Here is a 17,056-nt window from a genome sequence, read left to right as displayed (position 1 = left end):
ACCTTCACTGTCAGCTCCTGTTTCTCATTACGCTGGCCACGCGCGCCCGGCGCGCCTCGACATCCGGGTAAGGACTCGCATCGACGTCCTCGGCGACGATCTTCCAGAGGGCGTCCTCGGAGAATCGGGCCTTCGCGAACGCCTGTGCCTCGGAGGACACGCCCAGCCACCGCGCATCGTCCTCCAGCAGCCCGAGCACCGCATCCGCAAACTCCCCGGCGGATTCCGCGACAGCGAGGAAACCCGCGGCGCTGGCCAGGCCCTGCGCGCCCGCAGGCGACGTGACCGTCGGCACGCCGAAACGCATCGCCTCCACCACCTTGCCCTTCATGCCACCGCCATAACGCAGCGGGGCCACCACGACGCGACAGCGCTCGTAGTAGCCGACGAGTTCCTCGTCGCTGACGAAGCCGGTCACGTTGACCGTGTCGCTGGCGAGGTTCCGCACCGCCGGGGTCGGGTTCGAGCCCACGAGGTGGACGCGCAGCCCGGGCTTCCTGCTGGACAGCAGGGGCATGACCTCGTTGACGAACCAGACGGCGGCGTCGCCATTTGGACTGTGGCCGAAACCGGCGACGAACAACAGGTCGCGCCGATCCTCTAGGCCTGCACCCGGGTCCTCCGGGAAGGTTTCGAATGCGTATACCGGGATGGTGAATGCCTTCCCGCCAGGTCTGCTGCGCGCCTGCATCCAAGATTCCACGTATGTGGTCTCGGTCACCGAGGGATAGTAGACGGTGTCGACGCTCTCCCATACGCGCTCCTCGAGCGCCTGCATCGAGCGCATCTCCTCGGCGATCGCTTCTCCGTCCTCGGCACCGAGCGCCAACTGGGCCGCAAGCCGGTGATGGTGGATGTCGTGTCCATAGTAGAGGAGGGTCGCATCGGTGTGACGACGAAGCGCTTCCACGAAGTGCATCGAAATATGGGGCCGGCTGAGAAGCACGTAGTCGATGCACGCGCCATTCTCGCGGATCCATTCCTCGAACCGGCCGCCGTACTCATGCCCGTAGAACACCTCCACTCCGGCCTGCTGCAGGCGGGGCGTGTACACCGGGTCGTACCAGAGGTTCTCCGGCCAGAACTTGACCGACAGCCCCTTCTTGCGGAACAGCGACATGAACTGCCACATGGTGCGCGAACCGGCATCGCGATCAGGCTGCGGAACGTAGTGGTCGATCACCAGCACCGTCTTGCGCAACTGCGACCGATCGCGCGCCAAGAAGGGCAATTCGCCGTTGGCGAAATGCTCGCGCTCTAGCGTGGCCCGCCAGCGCTCGCGGAACTTGCCCTGGTTGGCGACCTGGTACGCCTTGATGCCCGAGCCGGTGTCGGTCCCGTGCGAGATCCCCTCGTGGTGGACCACCACCGCCGCGGGCTGGTAGTAGACCTTCAGCCCGCGCTCGCGGATCCGGAAGGCCAGGTCCGTGTCCTCGCAATACGCGGGGAGGTACAACGGGTCGAACCCTTCCAGCTCGTCCAACAGCGCCCGCGGCGACATGATCGCCGCGCCTGAAATGTAGTCAGACTCGTGCAGGTAATTGAACGGCGCCGCCTGGGGATCCTGCAGCCGCCCGAAATTCCAGGCACTGGCATCGGCCCAGACGATCCCGCCTGCCTCCTGCTGCCTGCCGTCGGGATAGACCAGTTTTGCCCCCACGAGGCCCGCATCTGCGTGGCCGCGGAACACGTCGACCAGCGCATCAAGCCAGCCATCGCGGACTTCGGTGTCGTTGTTCAGGTAGCAGACGAACTCGCCGCGCGCCATTCCCAGGGCGCCATTGCAGGACATGAGGAAGCCGAGGTTCTGCGGATTCTCGTGGTACCGGAGCCCATCGATCGTGGCGAGCTTGCCGATGTCCGGATCGCCCGAGGCGTCCTCGACCACCAGAACCTCGAACGAAACCAGGGTCCGGGCCTTGGCGATGGAACGGATGCAGGCGAGGCTGTAGGGAAAGTTGCCGTAGGTGGGCACGATGATCGTGACCACGGGCGAGTCCACGTGCGGGAAGGACAGATTCTCGATCACCGCGTGCTGGTCGGCTTCGACCTCCGTCAGCGCCAGCCCTTCCACCGCCTGCACCGAGCCGCGAGCGCGACGCATCAGCCAGTTCTTCACCGGCACGCGCAGCGGCGAGAGAACGGCGCTGCGCGCAAGCGGGGAACCCCGCAGCGAATCGATCACGGCGGGCCAGTCCCCGCGCACGAGCTTGCCGGCGAACCGGAGCGGCTTGGTCAGCTTCCAGGAGCGCGACCCGAGGACCGCAGCGAGTTCTCGGCGAAGCTCGCCCACTTCGCGCCGACGGGCCTCGTCCGCCGCCGCCGCGTCCGCACGCGCCAGCTCGAGCCGCGCGGCCGCATCCGACGCCTGCGCCTGGAGCAAACCGGAAATCGACTGCACCTCGTCCTTCGCGCCTGCGAGCTCTCGTTCCAGCAGCCGTAGTGACGCGGTCTGCTCCAGCATGGTGTCGCGCGTGCCCTTGAGTTCCAGCTGCAGTTCGACCGCGCGGGACCGGGCCTCGTCCCCTTCCACCCTAAGACGGTCGTACGCCACACGCAGGGAAGCGAGTTCGGAATCCAGGCGCTGGGCCCATTCGGCGCGGCCGTCCAGTTCGGCTTGCTTGGCGGCATTGGCAGCGCGCAGTTCCTTCACGTCGCGATCGAGGCCCAGCGCCCACGCCGTGCGCTCGTCGCTGAGCGCACGCAACGACTGCACCTCCGCGTCCTGGGATTGCGCCCACCGCGCCACCTCGCGGTGGTGCTCGTACAGGTCCTCGCTCTCGGACATCATGATCGACGGGCCGAGCGGCGGAAGGAAACTCTCGGACGCGGCGGCCAGGGCGATGAAATAGACCGGGTCGGCGATGGACGCTACGCGCGCCGCCACCTCGCCGCCCACGTCGGTCAGCGCGTGCCATTCCTGCGAACCGACCTCCGGGGCCAGGGGCGCGATCGCCGAGCACACCGTCAACCGGTGACCCACGAAACGTACCGCCGGGAACTGGGTGGCAAGCAGGACCGAGAGCTCCTCGAAGTCGAGCTCCCGGACATGGAACTCGTTGTGGTGCCCGGCCTTCTCCGAGTAAACCAAGCGATTGGGCGAGGACATGACGAGGAAGCCATCCGGACGCAGGACGCGCCGGATCTCGGCGAGCATCTGTTCCTGCTCCCTCAGGTGCTCGACGGTTTCGAAAGAGACGACGACGTCTACGCATGAATCCGGCAGCGGCATCGACACAGCCGAGCCCTGCCGGAAGTCAAGATTCCCAAGGCCGGCATACTGCACGCGAGCATGCGCGATCGCTTCCGGCGAGATGTCGACGCCGACCACGGACCGCGCAACCGCAGCCATGGCGGCGCTGCCGTAGCCTTCGCCGGACGCGATGTCGAGGACGTCCTTGCCCGCCAGCGCCGTCAGGCACCAGGAGTACCGGTGCAAATGCTCCTGGCGAATCTCGCCGGCCTCGGTAGGCACGAAACGCTCGCCGGTGAACTCCATGGTCATGGGCTGCTCTGCCTTTTCACATCGATCGCGGCCATCGGAATGCCCACCAGGCCATGACGCATGGTTTCGTCTATGGCCCTGAATTCCAACGCGTCATGCACCCAGTGTTGCTGCGTATGATCATCCTGGTCGCCCGAAGCCACCGCCGCGTCGATCATGTAGCTGCCGGAGGGCAACACGGGCATGCGGAAGGAAAACGTCGCACTTATTGTGTCGCCCTCGGCGACCGAGGCGGTTACGTCCCGGTGGACGAGATGGGTATTGTCCCCGAACAGGCGCTGCCCCAGTCTGTCCTTGACGTAGAAGCCTAGAATGACCGACTCGAGCGCCTGGTTGGCGCGCGCAGTGAGTGTAAGTTGCACCAGTTCTCCGCCCGCCAGCAGGCTGGCACTCCTGCCGTCCGCGGAACGGAGCGAGACTTCTACGATCGTTGCGCCACCCGTGCCGAACTGGGCCCCCGTTGATTCCGGGTTGAACTCGAACACCGCGATGCGGTTCGACACCCCGAGCGATTCCAGGAGTTCCCGGCGGAAGTCGGGGGAAGATGCGGCTGCCGCCGGCGCCGCGGCGGCGCTGCGCACGCCCAGCTGCACGATGTCGCCCGCGCTTTCGGCGCGATCCTTGGCGTGCTGCTGGGCCATATAGGACTCGACGACCGAAGCCGCGGCCCCTTCCATGCGGACATGTCCGCCGTCCAGCCACAGCGCCCTGGCACAGAGGTTGGTCACAGCGGCCGCGTCGTGGCTTACGAACAGCAGCGTTCCGTTCTTCTGGAAAGCGCGCAAGAAGCGCATGCACTTCTGAGAGAAGAAGGCATCGCCCACCGACAGAGCCTCGTCCACGATCAGGATGTCCGCGTCGACGTGCGCAATGACTGCGAACGCGAGACGAACCGCCATACCGCTCGAGTAGCTTCGGACCGGCTGGTCGATGAACTCGCCGATGTCGGCGAAGTCCAGGATCTGCGGCATGCGCTGGTCGATCTGAGCGCGGCTGAGGCCGAGGATGGTGCCGTTGAGGTAGACGTTCTCGCGCCCGGTGAACTCGGGATTGAATCCGCTTCCGAGCTCCAAGAGCGCGGCGACCCTGCCACGTACGATGCAGCTCCCGCTCGTCGGCGTGAGCGTGCCCGCGATGATCTGCAGCAGCGTAGACTTGCCCGAGCCGTTGCGACCGATGATGCCGACGGTTTCGCCACGTGCAATCTCGAAGGATACGTCCTGGAGCGCGCGGAACTCCTTGTGGCTGTCGTCACGGCCCAGCAATCCCTGCCACAGCCTGTGCACCGGCTTCTCGTACATGCGGAAGCTCTTGCACACGGCTTCGACCTGGATCACCGGTTCGCCGCCGGCGCCCGCGCCACGTAGGTCAGAGGACATCGGCGAACCCCCCGCGCATCTTCCTGAAGAATGCCAGCGCGAGCCCGGCCAGCACGGTCACGCAGGCGGCATAAAGGCCCAGCGCGGCCCAGTCAGGCGACCGTCCCCAGATCACCACTTCGCGGGCCTGATCGATGATCAGCGTCAGGGGGTTCGCATAGAACACCCATCGATAGCTTTCGGGGAGCGTCTCCACCGGCACGATCGCCGAGGACAGGAACAGCATGGCGGCCGCAAGCACGCCCACGATCTGGCTGATGTCGCGGACGAACACCCCCAGAGCGGAGAGGAACCAGCCGACCGCCACCGACAGTATCACCAGGGGGGCGATCACCAAGGGCAAAAGAAGCATCTGCCAGTAAAGTTCGCCATGCCAGAACCACTTCAGCGCGACGAGCACGACCACGTTCATCGCTAGGTGGAACAGGGCCGTGAGCGTCATGCTGCAAGCCAGCAGCTCCAGCGGAAACACGACGCGCTTAACGTAGGAGGGATTGGACAGCACCGCCAGCGGCGCGCGCGTGAGGCATTCGGCGAAGAATCCGTGGACGATGAGGCCGACGAACAGGATCAGCGCGAAATCGGTGGTTGCACCCGACGTGCCCGGCCATTTGCTGCGGAGGATGTACCCGAACGCCAAGGTGTAAACCATCAGCATCAGGAACGGACTGATCAGGGACCACAGGAGGCCGATGGCGGCGCCCCGGTAGCGGCCCAGGATTTCCCGCTTGGTCAACTCCACCAGCAGCGAGCGGTAACGGGCACCGATCGACGAGTTCAAGGCAACTCTCCGTTCACGCAGACAGCGCCACTTCAAGATCCCGCTGGAGATCTACCAGCGACTCCACCCCCACGCTCAACCGCACCAGCGCATCACTGATCCCCAGCCGCGCGCGCCGCTCCGCCGGCACCGACGCATGCGTCATCACCGCCGGATGGTTGACCAGGCTCTCCACGCCTCCCAGCGATTCGGCCAGCGTGAACAGCTCGGTGCGCTCGCAGAAGCGCCTGGCCGCTTCGAAGCCGCCCTTGAGCACCACCGAGACGATGCCGCCGAACCCCTGCATCTGCCGCGCGGCCAGCGCGTGCTGCGGGTGCGAGGCCAGGCCCGGATAGATCACCTTCTCCACGGTCGGCTGCGTCTCCAGCCACTGCGCCAACGCCAGCGCGTTCTCGTTGTGCGCGCGCATGCGCAGCGGCAGGGTCTTCAATCCGCGCAGGGCCAGGAAGCTGTCGAACGGCCCCTGCACCGCGCCGATCGAATTCTGCAGGAACGCCATCCGCTCGCCGAGTTCGTCGTCGGCGGCCACCACCATCCCGCCGACCATGTCCGAGTGCCCGTTGAGGTACTTGGTCGCCGAATGCATCACCAGGTGCGCGCCCAGCTCCAGCGGTCGCTGCACGATCGGCGAGGCGAAGGTGTTGTCGACCACCACCAGCAGGCCGCGCTTGCGCGCCAGTTCCGCCACGGCGGCGATGTCGACGATCTTCAGCATCGGGTTGGTCGGGGTTTCGATCCAGACCATGCGCGTCTTCGGCGTGATCGCGGCCTCGAACGCGGCCAGGTCGCACAGGTCGACGAAGCTGAAATCCAGCCCGGCGCTGCGCCGGCGCACGCGCTCGAACAGGCGGTAGCTGCCGCCGTAGAGGTCGTCCATCGCCACGACGTGGTCGCCGCTGTCCAGCAGCTCCAGCACGGTGGAGGTGGCGGCCATGCCCGAGGCGAACGCGAAGCCACGGCGGCCGCCCTCCAGCACCGCCACGCAGCGCTCGTAGGCGAAGCGGGTCGGGTTGTGGGTGCGCGAGTATTCGAAGCCCTGGTGCTCGCCGGGGCTGCTCTGGGCGTAGGTCGAGGTGGCGTAGATCGGCGGCATCACCGCCCCGGTGCTGGGGTCGGGAGCCTGGCCGCCGTGTATCGCCAGGGTGGCCAGGGCCAGCCTGCGGCCATCCGGCGAAGTATGGGGAGGGTGCTGCGACATGACCGGTCTCGTCAGAGGACCGCGGATTCTACCAGTGAAGGCTTAACGCTTCGGCTTTCCGGGGCGCCAGCCGGCAGCCCGGGGACGAAACCCGGCCGGCCGCGATCCTTCGCTGGGCCGCCACGCCCGACCGGAACGTGACCACCGTCACGGGGCGCGTCAAGGCCCCCGCAGCGGCAGCAGGCCTGTTGCCGCCCGGGACATGCGCCCGTGCCCCCCTAGCCGGAAGCAGCGAGAACCGGACTGGTGGAGACCGGGCCGGCCTACTGCACCCGCCGTCGCAGGTAGTTCAGCAGGTCGATCCGGGTGATCAGGCCCAGGAACCGGTCCCCATCCGTCACGATCGCCACCTGGCCGCGGTCGAACACCGGCAGCAGCGCCTCGATCGGCGACTTCACGTCCAGCTTCTCCAGCTTGCTGACCATGGCCACCGACACCGGGTCGCGGAAGCGGGCCTCGTCGCCGTAGACGTGCAGCAGCACGTCGCTCTCGTCGATGATGCCGACCAGCCGCTCGCCGTCCATCACCGGCAGCTGCGAGACGTCGTACAGCTTCATCCGCTGGTAGGCCGTGGTCAGCAGGTCCTTGGGCCCGACCACCACGGTGTCGCGCTGGCTGTACGGGCGCAGGATCAGGTCGCGCAGGTCGCCGTGCTGCGGCCGCTCGAGGAAGCCGTTGTCCAGCATCCAGTAGTCGTTGTACATCTTCGACAGGTACTTGTTGCCGGTATCGCAGACGAACACCACCACCTTCTTCGGCACGGTCTGCTCGCGGCAGTACCTCAGCGCCGCGGCCAGCAGGGTGCCGGTGGACGACCCGCCGAGGATGCCTTCCTTCGCCAGCAGCTCGCGTGCGGTGTGGAAACTCTCCGCATCGGAAATCGCATAGGCCTTCTTCACCCGGCTGAAGTCCGAGATCGGCGGCAGGAAGTCCTCGCCGATGCCCTCGACCAGCCAGCTGCCCGACTTGTCGCTGAGCACGCCTTCGTTGATGTACTGGGTGAGGATCGAGCCGACCGGGTCGGCGAGCACCAGCTCCACCTGTGGCGCGTGCTCGGCGAAGCAGCGCGACAGGCCAGTCATGGTCCCGGAGCTGCCGCAGCCGAACACGATCGCGTCAAAGCCGCCGACGTCGGCCATCTGCGCGATGATCTCCGGGCCGGTGCCGGTCTCGTGCGCCACCGGGTTGTCGGGGTTGCCGAACTGGTTGATGAAGTAGGCGCCGGGCGTCTCGGCGGCGATCTTCGCGGCCAGGTCCTGGTAGTACTCCGGGTGGTCCTTGGCCACGTCCGACCGGGTCAGCACGACCTCGGCGCCCATCGCCTTGAGGTTGAAGATCTTCTCCCGGCTCATCTTGTCGGGCACGACCAGCACCAGCTTGTAGCCCTTCTGCTGGGCCACCAGCGCCAGGCCCAGGCCAGTGTTGCCCGCGGTGCCCTCGACCAGGGTGGCGCCGGGCTTGAGGTCGCCGCGGCGTTCGGCCGCCTCGATCATCGACAGGCCGATGCGGTCCTTGATCGAGCCACCGGGATTGGCGTTCTCCAGCTTCAGGTAGAGCTCGCAGACGCCGGTGTCCAGGCGCCGGGCCTTGACCATGGGCGTGCGCCCGATCAGTTCGAGCACGGAGGCGTGCGGGGCCATCATCGATCCGGTTGCATGGCCGCGGGGCGCGGCGGAACCGGGATTATCGGCCGAATGTGGCAGCCAAGTCAGCGTTCGGGCCGCCCTGCTGTGTGTAGGAGCCCATCCTCATGGGCGACGCGGGCGGGGAACGGCACAAGGGTCGCGCGGTCGGGGGCTGCGCGTCGCCGATGAAGATCGGCTCCTACAAAGGAGCGCCGCCGCAGGCTGGGACATTGCCCGGACCCAGAGCGTCGTTATCGCGGCGACAGCCGGCTCCTGCAGTGCCGGCATGGGGACGCCAATTGCGTGGGCGGTGGCGGACCGACGAGGAAGCCGCCACCGCCCACGGCATGAAGCGTGGTCGACGGGAGTCCGGGTCAGTGCGCCCGGTCGTAGATGCGCAGCAGCTTTTCCTTGGCGTGGAGCTTCTCGCGCTTCATCTGCCACAGGGTGGCGTCGTCGAGCGGCAGGACCCCGAGCTCGGCATCCATCACTTTCTTGTCCAGCGTGCGGTGTCGCTGGTAGAGCTGCTTGAATTCGGGGTCGCGCTTCATCAGCGCATCGATCTCGGCCTGTGGTTGCCCTTCGAACATGTCTGCACCTCCTGGGGGTCTGCGCGCGTCCGTGCCGGAGATGCCGGCCTGCCTGGCCGGCCCATGAAAGCGAACGCCCCGGGCCTGGAGGGTCCGGGGCGTCGCGTTGTCGGAGCAGTCGTGGAGCACGATGGCCAGTTCGCCACCGGACATCTCCGGCCGGGCCTGCTGCGGCCCGACGGCGATCTCCAGTGAAGCGGACAACGGCTGCATCGGCAGAGTGCTCCGGTCAGCCAGGCAGCGAGGACGCCGCCTGGGTATCCGACCCTACGCCTGCCCCGGAGCAGTGGCAACCCGGCCCGCAAACCCTTGAATACATGGGGAAAGCAGGCGCAAACGAAGCTTTAACCAAGTCGATGGAAAGCCGCGAAAGACCGTGTAACCGAATGATGTAACTGGATTTTTCACAGCGCCGGGGAGTCGCCCTGGCGTGCTTGTCGGACCGCGGCGCCGGTCAGCGGGGCAAGCCCCGCTCTACGGCTACCGCGCTCGCATCGGGACATACGTCGTGGCAGCGGGGCAAGCCCCGCTCTACGGGGCGACGATCACTTCGGCGGCCTTCTTGGCGCTGGCCCCGGCGGTCTTCCCCGCCGCCTGCACCTGTCCGGCCGGCACGCCTCCGGCGACCAGGGCCGCCTTCAGCGCATCGGCACGGGCGCGGGCGACCTTGGCATCCTTGTCGTACGCCTCCACCCGGACCTTCCCGCGCTTGCCGATCTGCAGGTAGGCCGCCAGGGCGCTCGCGCCGGCCTGGCCGTCGGCGCTCAGCCGGCTCTGGGCGAAGGCGGCGGCCGGCAGGGTGAACACTTCCCCACGCGACTCGAACGTCGAGGGCGGCAGCTTGGCCCCGGCCACCAGCTCGGCCTCCTGCCGTGCCAGCTGCGCCTCCTTGCGCCGCGCCGCGCTGAGCTGGGCGGTCTGCTTGCCGGTGACCGACGTCAGTGCCTGCTCGACGTCGGTGCGCGCCGCGGCCTCGGCCTCGGCGGCCAGCCGCAGGCGCTCGGCCTCCTCGGCCTGGATCTGCGACTGGATGCGCAGGCGCTCGGCTTCCTGGCGCGCGCGCTCGGCGTCACGCCGGCTGGCCTGCAGCAGCAGCTCGCTGCGCTGCAGGTCCAGGGCGGCCAGCTCACGGCGGGCGGACTCGGCGGCCGCGGCGGTTTCGGCGATCTCGACCCGGCGCTCGGCCACGTACAGCATCCCCGCCCGCTCGCTGCGGCGGGCATCGTCCAGGCGGGCGATGGCCTGGCGGGCCTCCATCTGTTCGAAGGCGGCCATCCGGCCCAAGGCCGGATCGGCCTGCAGGGTGTCCATCCGCGCCTGCAGGCGCGCCACGTCCGCGTCATCCGCCGCGCGCACGGATACCGAGGCGAGTGCGAGGCAGGCGGCGAGCAGGATCGTCAGCAAGCGGCTCATGGGGTCGCCTCCAGTCCCAGCGAGCGGCGCAAGTCGGCGATCTCGTCGCGCCGTTGCTGGACGGCCGCCTCGGCCTGGGCGCGGTCGCTGCGCACCCGGGCCAGGTCGGCATCGGCCGCCGCCTGGCGGGCCAGTTCGTCGGCCTCGCGGCGCTGGCCGCGGCTGCGCGACAGCGTCCCGGCCTGCGCCCGCACCAGGGCCTGGCGGGCCGAATCGATCAGGTCGGGGGCGTAGTGGTCGGCATCGGCGTCCTGGGCCTGCTGCACCGCCTGCTGGGCGCGCAGGACATCCGGCGAGGCGACCTGGGCATGGGCTGTGACCGCCAGCCCGGATGCGGCGACCAGCGCGCACAGGCGCCGGCGGAAGTGTGCGAAGCTAGGCTCGTTCATTGGGGAACGTCGTGTCGTTAGTGGCACGGCCATTGTCTGAAGCCTGCGCCGAACGTGCAATGGCACGTCCGCGGACGCCAAAAACTACGAGTAGTGGGGATCGTCGCACCATGGATATCGGCTATTTCCTGAAGCTGATGACCGAGAAGAACGCCTCGGACATGTTCCTGACCACCGGCGCGCCGGTGTACATCAAGATCGAAGGCAAGCTCTATCCGCTCGGCAACACCGGCCTGCCCGCGGGCATGGTCAAGAAGATCGCCTACTCGCTGATGGACGAGGGCCAGGTTCCGCAGTTCGAGCGTGAACTCGAGCTCAACATGGCGATTGCGCTGCCCGATTCCGGCCGCTTCCGCGTCAACGTGTTCAAGCAGCGCGGCGAGGTCGGCATGGTGATCCGCGCGATCCGCAGCGTGATCCCCAGCATCGAGGACCTCAACCTGCCCGAGGTGCTGAAGGACATCATCATGACCCCGCGCGGCCTGGTGCTGCTGGTCGGCTCCACCGGCTCGGGCAAGTCGACCTCGCTGGCCTCGATGATCGACTACCGCAACAGCAACACCACCGGTCACATCCTCACCATCGAGGACCCGATCGAGTACCTGCACCGGCACAAGAAGTCCATCGTCAACCAGCGCGAGGTCGGCCTGGACACCCACGCCTTCCACAACGCGCTGAAGAACGCGATGCGCGAGGCGCCGGACGTGATCCTGATCGGCGAGATCCTGGACGCGACGACGATGGAGGCGGCGATCGCCTTCGCCGAGACCGGCCACCTGTGCCTGGCGACGCTGCATTCCAACAATGCCGACCAGACCATCGAGCGCATCCTCAACTTCTTCCCCGAGAGCGCGCACAAGAACGTGCTGATGAACCTGGCGCTGAACCTGCGCGCGGTGGTCTCGCTGCGCCTGGTCAAGGGCCTGGACGAGCGCCGGATCCCGGCGACCGAGGTGCTGATCAACACGCCGATGATCCGCGACCTGCTGCGCCGCGGCCAGGTGCACGAGATCAAGGCGGCGATGGAAGGCTCGCTCGAGGAAGGCATGCATACTTTCGACCAATGCCTGTTCCGGATGGTCAAGCAGGGCCGCATCGAGCAGGAGGAAGCGCTGCGCGCGGCCGACTCGCGCGACGGCCTGGCGTTGAAGTTCCGCCTGTCCGAAGGCGCCAGCGAGGAACACGACCCCTATGCGGACGTGACCACCCCGCCGGCCACGCCGACGATCACGCACGGCTTCGTGTAGGAGCCACACCCGCACCTGCGTGCACCGCCTCGCGAGCTCCGCAGGGGCGGCCCGGCGGGTTCTTCCCTGTAGGAGCCCATCCTCATGGGCGACCGCGCCGCCGGAGTCGTTGGAGCGTCGCCCGTACCGACGGTATCGGGTCGCCCATGAGGATGGGCTCCTACACAGGGGCGGTCAGGCGCCTTTCGGGGCGTCGGGCTGCGCTTCGGGCGCCGCCGCCTTGAACGCCGGCAGCGCCAGGCAGGCCTGCTCGATGCGGGCCAGGGTCGGCCAAGGCCCCAGGTCCACCCCGAAGCGGCGCGCATTGTAGAGCTGCGGCACCAGGCAGCAATCGGCCAGGCCGGGGGCGTCGCCGTGGCAGAACGTGCCGGTGGCCGGGTCGTCGGCGACCAGCCCCTCGAACGCGGCCAGGCCCTCGACGATCCAGTGCCGCACCCATTCGTCGCGCTCGGCCTGCGGCACGTTCCACTGCCGCTCGAAGAACTGCAGCACGCGCAGGTTGTTGAGCGGGTGGATGTCGCAGGCCACCAGCTGCGCCAGCGCGCGGACCCGGCCGCGCTCGCGCGCGGTACCCGGCAGCAGCGGCGGCGCGTCGGGCCAGGCCTCTTCCAGGTATTCGATGATCGCCAGCGACTGGCGGATCGCACGCCGGCCATGCAGCAGCACGGGCACCAGCTGCTGCGGATTGACCTGAACGTAGGCAGCCCCGTGCTGCTGGCCGCCGTCCTTGAGCAGGTGGACCGGAAGGGTCTCGAACGCCAGCGCCTTCAGCGCCAGCGCGATGCGCACGCGATAGGCCGCGCTGGAGCGCCAGTACGAATACAGGTGCAGGCTGTCGTCGATTGTCGGATGGTCCACCGCACGCCTCCTGCGCCCCGGCCGTCGCACGATAGCGCGGCCCGTTCTCCCCGCCATGGCCGCCGGTCGCGGCCGCGGCACCGCCCGCCGGCTCAGCCCTGTCCGGGTAGCGGCTGGCGTTCGATCCGCTGCTCGATCGCGCCGAACAGGCTGCGGCCTTCGCGGTCGAGCATCTCGATCCGCACAGTGTCGCCGAACTTCATGAAGGGCGTGCTCGGCTTGCCGTCGCGCAGGGCCTCGACGGTACGCTGCTCGGCGAAGCACGAGGCGCCGCGGGACACGTCCTGGTTGGCGATCGTGCCGGAGCCGACGATCGTGCCGGCGGCCAGCGGACGGGTCTTCGCGGCGTGGGCGACGAGCTGGGCGAAGTCGAACTGCATGTCCTCGCCGGCCTCCGGTGCGCCGAACCACTTGCCGTTGATGTGGGTCAACAGCGGCAGGTGCAGCTTGTTGCCCCGCCAGGCCCCGCCCAGCTCGTCGGGGGTGACGAACACCGGCGACAGCGCCGAACGCGGCTTGGACTGCAGGAAGCCGAAGCCCTTGGCCAGCTCGGCCGGGATCAGGTTGCGCAGCGAGACGTCGTTGACCAGCCCGACCAGCTGGATGTGGCCGGCGGCCTGCTCCGGCGTGACCGCCATCGGCACGTCGTCGGTGACCACCACGATCTCCGCCTCCAGGTCGATGCCGTGGTCCTCGCTGGTCACGCGCACGGGGTCGCGCGGGCCATAGAAGCCGGCGCTGGTGGCCTGGTACATCAGCGGATCGGTGTAGAAGCTCTCCGGCACCTCGGCGCCGCGGGCGCGGCGGACGCGCTCCACATGCGGCAGGTAGGCGCTGCCGTCGACGAATTCGTAGGCGCGCGGCAGCGGCGCGGCCAACGCGGCCGGATCCAGCGCGAAAGCATCGGCGGCGTCGCCGGCTTCCAGCGCCGCGGCCAGGGCGTTGAGCCGCGGCGCGGCGCGCTGCCAGTCGTCCAGCGCCTGCTGCAGGGTCGGCGCGATGCCCGTGGCGCGCACCGCCGTGGACAGGTCGCGCGAGACCACCACCAGGGTGCCGTCGCGGCCGCCCTCCTTGAGGGATCCAAGCTTCATGGCGACGCGCTCTCCTGCAGGGCTGGGCTGGCGATTGTACGGATTCGCCTCCATGGTTTCATTGGAAAACATCGCGGCGCGACCGATCCGCCAGCGGATCCCGGTGGTGGGCTCCAACCTGAACGGGATCCCCGGCACGGCACCCATTCATCGCGTAGAATTCGCGGCCTGATTGCCAGCGGCCGTCCGTTTCCCTCCGGGACCGGCAGCGCCGGGTCACTCCGGCGTCCGCCCCACTCCGACGCCATTCGCAGGCCATCGGGCCGGTCCATACCGGCCGTACACCCTCTCGCAGCGCGGTTCACGGGAACGCTCCGAGCCACCAGATCGAACAACGATCCGCCCGCCGACACCTGTCCGCGGGCTGTTGCCATGGAGCTTTCCAAGATGTCCTTCGAGTCGCTGGGCCTGGCGCCCTTCCTCCTGCGTGCCCTGTCCGAACAGGGTTACGAAACCCCCACCCCGATCCAACAGCAGGCGATCCCGCTGGCGCTGGCCGGCCACGACCTGCTGGCCGGCGCGCAGACCGGTACCGGCAAGACCGCCGCGTTCGGCCTGCCGCTGCTGCAGCACCTGGGCACGGCCCCGCAGGCCGTCGGCCATGGCCCACGCAAGCCGCGCGCGCTGGTCCTGACCCCGACCCGCGAACTGGCCACCCAGGTGCACGACAGCCTGCGCGGCTACGGCAAGCACCTGCGCATCCCCAGCGCCGTGATCTACGGCGGCGTGGGCATGGGCAACCAGCTCGACACCCTGCGCCGTGGCGTCGACCTGGTCATCGCCTGCCCGGGCCGCCTGATCGACCACATCGAGCGTCGCAGCGTCGACCTGTCCGGGATCGAGATCCTGGTGCTGGACGAGGCCGACCGCATGCTCGACATGGGCTTCCTGCCGTCGATCAAGCGCATCCTGGCCAAGCTGCCCAAGCAGAACCGGCAGACCCTGCTGTTCTCGGCGACCTTCCCGGACAGCATCAAGCAGCTGGCGATGGAATTCATGCGCCATCCGCGCGAGGTGCAGGTCACCCCGCAGAACACCGTGGCCGAGAAGATCGCCCACCGCGTGCACCCGGTCGATGGCGGCCGCAAGCGCGAGCTGCTGCTGCACCTGCTGGCGCAGGACGCGCGCGTGCAGACCCTGGTGTTCGCCCGGACCAAGCACGGCAGCGACAAGCTGGCCACCTTCATCGAGAAAGCCGGGATCCAGACCGCTGCGATCCACGGCAACAAGAGCCAGGGCCAGCGCATGCGCGCGCTCAGCGACTTCAAGGCCGGCAAGGTCAAGGTGCTGGTCGCCACCGACATCGCCGCGCGCGGCATCGACATCGACCAGCTGCCGCGGGTGATCAACTTCGACCTGCCGATGGTGGCCGAGGACTACGTGCACCGGATCGGCCGCACCGGCCGCAATGGTTCCACCGGCGAGGCGATCTCGCTGGTCGCCCAGGACGAGGCCAAGCTGCTGCGCGCCATCGTGCGCATGCTCAACCGCGACATGGACATCCGCGACGTGCCGGGCTTCGAACCGCAGGTGCCGATCCGCTGGGGCAACAGCGCGCCGGGCAAGGCCGAGATCCCCGGCGGCGAGCGCGCGCCGCGCAAGCCGGGCGGTGGTCGCGGACGGCGTCCGCACGGCGGCGGGGATGGCCAGCGCCATGCGCATGCCGGCGCCAAGACGCACGGCGGCCCGCGCGAAGGCGCACGCAAGCCGGCCGACGGCCGCCGTCGCGGCGGCGGTGGCCCGCGCCGCGACGCGCAGCGCTGATACCGTCATGCCCCGGGCCGGCCGACTTGCGTCCGGCCCGGTAGCACCGCCCCCGCCTGCACCCGATCCATCGGACCACGCCATGGACATCTTCAAGGTCTTCACCCTGGAAGCGGCCCACCGCCTGCCCCACGTCCCCGCCGGGCACAAGTGCGCGCGCCTGCACGGGCATTCGTTCCGGGTGGAAATCCACGTCTCAGGGGACGTCGACCCGCACACCGGCTGGGTGATGGACTTCGCCGAGATCAAGGCCGCGTTCAAGCCGCTCTACGAGCAGCTGGACCACCACTACCTCAACGACATCGACGGCCTGGACAACCCCACCAGCGAGCGCCTGGCCGCGTGGATCTGGGAGCGGCTCAAGCCCGCCCTGCCGCTGTTGAGCGAAGTCGTCGTCCACGAGACCTGCACCTCGGGCTGCCGCTACCGCGGCTGAGACCTGCTGCATCGCCCTGGGGCCTGTTCAGGGGCCTTTCCACGCCCCGCCAGCTCCTGTTCGCCGCCCAGATGCGTCTTCGGGCGCACCCCGCCCCGGATCCGTGCGCTGACGGGTGCCGTATGGGCACAAGCCACCGTCTATCTGTCTGATTTATCGAACCTTGCTGAAGGATCGAAAGAATCTTGCCGAAAGTTGTTGCATTGCAACAAAAGACGGTCTATGCTGCATCGCACCATAGAGGCAAATCCGTAACGGAGTCCGCCATGTCCTACCAGTTCAACGACCAGTTCAGCGCCTACACCCACCAGTTCGCCGCGGTCGCCGCGCGCATGAACCGGCTGGCCCTGGAGAACGCCGAGACCATGTTCGGCGTGCAGCTGCGCACGCTCGAGAAGAATGTCGACGCCACCACCAGCTTCCTCGGCGAGCTCGTCGAAGCGCGTGACCTGGAGTCGTACAAGACCCTGGTGCCGAAGGGCCTGCAGGTGGCCCGCGACAACGCCGAGCGCGTCGCCGCCGCAGGCCAGGAAGTGTTCGGCCTCACCCTGAAGACCTCCGAAGTGCTCGGCCAGCTGGCCAAGAGCCAGTTCGAGGCCGCCACCGAGCAGGCCCAGGCCACCGTGGCCAAGGTCGCCAAGGCGACCAAGCGCTAAGCCGACCGCTTCAACGCTCCAAGTTCTACGAAATTTGCGCGGATCCCTCCCTCCGCGCAGACCCAGGCCCGGCAGCTCCCTCCCGCTGCCGGGCCTTTTTTGTCCGCGAATCACGCCACGGCCG

At 68.3% G+C, this 17,056-nt stretch carries 14 protein-coding genes; 4 read left to right on the top strand and 10 right to left on the bottom strand.

The annotated features are described in order from the left end of the window. Positions 1–10: 10 nt before the first annotated feature. From ABKA19_RS04920 to ABKA19_RS04885, 8 genes are all read right to left on the bottom strand, one after another. A complete protein-coding gene (locus ABKA19_RS04920; RefSeq protein ID WP_353687907.1) occupies positions 11–3,505 on the bottom strand; it encodes a methyltransferase domain-containing protein in 3,495 nt (1,164 codons plus the stop codon). Next, entirely contained in the window at positions 3,502–4,884 is a 1,383-nt protein-coding gene (locus ABKA19_RS04915; RefSeq protein WP_353687906.1) for an ABC transporter ATP-binding protein, read from the bottom strand. Before ABKA19_RS04915 ends, ABKA19_RS04920 begins: the two co-directional genes overlap by 4 nt. Further along, positions 4,874–5,665, bottom strand: a complete 792-nt coding sequence (locus ABKA19_RS04910) for an ABC transporter permease (RefSeq protein WP_353687905.1) — start codon at positions 5,663–5,665, stop codon at positions 4,874–4,876. The genes ABKA19_RS04915 and ABKA19_RS04910 overlap by 11 nt, the downstream gene beginning before the upstream one ends. A gap of 13 nt (positions 5,666–5,678) precedes the next feature. Next, complete coding sequence (locus ABKA19_RS04905) at positions 5,679–6,863, bottom strand: cystathionine gamma-synthase (protein WP_353687904.1); 1,185 nt, start codon at positions 6,861–6,863, stop codon at positions 5,679–5,681. A gap of 263 nt (positions 6,864–7,126) precedes the next feature. Further along, positions 7,127–8,503 carry a pyridoxal-phosphate dependent enzyme gene (locus ABKA19_RS04900; RefSeq protein ID WP_353687903.1) on the bottom strand — a complete coding sequence of 459 codons (1,377 nt, stop codon included), beginning with the start codon at positions 8,501–8,503 and terminating at the stop codon, positions 7,127–7,129. Between the two features lie 359 nt (positions 8,504–8,862). Then, positions 8,863–9,078 (bottom strand): HP1242/YdcH family protein, encoded by a 216-nt coding sequence (locus tag ABKA19_RS04895; RefSeq protein ID WP_162376279.1) that lies wholly within the window; start codon positions 9,076–9,078, stop codon positions 8,863–8,865. A 531-nt stretch (positions 9,079–9,609) separates the two neighbouring features. Further along, on the bottom strand, positions 9,610–10,491 hold the full coding sequence (locus ABKA19_RS04890) for a hypothetical protein (protein WP_353687902.1): 882 nt from the start codon (positions 10,489–10,491) through the stop codon (positions 9,610–9,612). After that, entirely contained in the window at positions 10,488–10,880 is a 393-nt protein-coding gene (locus ABKA19_RS04885) for a DUF4398 domain-containing protein (RefSeq protein WP_353687901.1), read from the bottom strand. The genes ABKA19_RS04890 and ABKA19_RS04885 overlap by 4 nt, the downstream gene beginning before the upstream one ends. A gap of 110 nt (positions 10,881–10,990) precedes the next feature. Between ABKA19_RS04885 and ABKA19_RS04880 the strand changes: the two genes are divergently transcribed. Then, a complete protein-coding gene (locus ABKA19_RS04880; protein WP_162376282.1) occupies positions 10,991–12,127 on the top strand; it encodes a PilT/PilU family type 4a pilus ATPase in 1,137 nt (378 codons plus the stop codon). A 174-nt stretch (positions 12,128–12,301) separates the two neighbouring features. Here ABKA19_RS04880 and maiA read toward each other — a convergent pair whose 3' ends face one another. Next, on the bottom strand, positions 12,302–12,970 hold the full coding sequence (gene maiA / locus ABKA19_RS04875) for a maleylacetoacetate isomerase (RefSeq protein ID WP_353688052.1): 669 nt from the start codon (positions 12,968–12,970) through the stop codon (positions 12,302–12,304). Positions 12,971–13,077: 107 nt separating this feature from the next. Continuing rightward, on the bottom strand, positions 13,078–14,076 hold the full coding sequence (locus tag ABKA19_RS04870; RefSeq protein ID WP_353687900.1) for a fumarylacetoacetate hydrolase family protein: 999 nt from the start codon (positions 14,074–14,076) through the stop codon (positions 13,078–13,080). A gap of 387 nt (positions 14,077–14,463) precedes the next feature. On the opposite strand from ABKA19_RS04870, the gene ABKA19_RS04865 reads away from it, so the two are divergent. From ABKA19_RS04865 to ABKA19_RS04855, 3 genes are all read left to right on the top strand, one after another. Next, positions 14,464–15,840 (top strand): DEAD/DEAH box helicase, encoded by a 1,377-nt coding sequence (locus ABKA19_RS04865; protein WP_162376422.1) that lies wholly within the window; start codon positions 14,464–14,466, stop codon positions 15,838–15,840. A gap of 82 nt (positions 15,841–15,922) precedes the next feature. After that, positions 15,923–16,276: a 6-carboxytetrahydropterin synthase QueD gene (queD, locus tag ABKA19_RS04860; protein ID WP_353687899.1), complete on the top strand. Its 354-nt coding sequence runs from the start codon at positions 15,923–15,925 to the stop codon at positions 16,274–16,276. Between the two features lie 266 nt (positions 16,277–16,542). Next, positions 16,543–16,932 carry a phasin family protein gene (locus ABKA19_RS04855; protein ID WP_162376285.1) on the top strand — a complete coding sequence of 130 codons (390 nt, stop codon included), beginning with the start codon at positions 16,543–16,545 and terminating at the stop codon, positions 16,930–16,932. Positions 16,933–17,056: the final 124 nt, after the last annotated feature.

It is taken from the genome of Pseudoxanthomonas sp. Soil82 (assembly GCF_040446535.1).
GTDB classification, from domain to species: domain Bacteria; phylum Pseudomonadota; class Gammaproteobacteria; order Xanthomonadales; family Xanthomonadaceae; genus Pseudoxanthomonas; species Pseudoxanthomonas kaohsiungensis.
The sequence above is the reverse complement of the archived record's forward strand: the minus strand, read 5'-3'. Positions and strand labels throughout refer to the sequence as shown.